We start from the raw sequence: 276 nt of genomic DNA on the forward strand, positions 1-276 counted from the left end.
ACGCTCGTCCAGCACCCGATAGCCGGCGACGCGCCAGACGGTTTTATCCGCTGCGGGCTGCCAGTCGTAGCTGACCGTCAGGCCACGGGCATCACAGTGGGCCGCCAGCATATCGCTGGCGCAGTCCCAGCTGAAGCGGCGGGTGGTGACGTCATCCGCATCGGTCACGCTGACCAGCTGCCCGCGGTCATTGTAGCCATAGCAGGCCAGCCGGTGACGCCCGCTGCCGGTGCGCTGATGCACCGCGCACAGGCGGCCATGCACGCCCTCATAGTC

1 protein-coding gene is annotated in these 276 nt (G+C 68.1%); it reads right to left on the bottom strand.

Annotation, left to right across the window (positions count from 1 at the left end; translation table 11 throughout):
- Nucleotides 1–276: hypothetical protein (locus NG42_RS22530; protein ID WP_193787969.1), on the bottom strand; the 276-nt coding region annotated here is incomplete at both ends.

Source organism: Winslowiella iniecta (assembly GCF_001267535.1).
GTDB lineage: Bacteria > Pseudomonadota > Gammaproteobacteria > Enterobacterales > Enterobacteriaceae > Erwinia > Erwinia iniecta.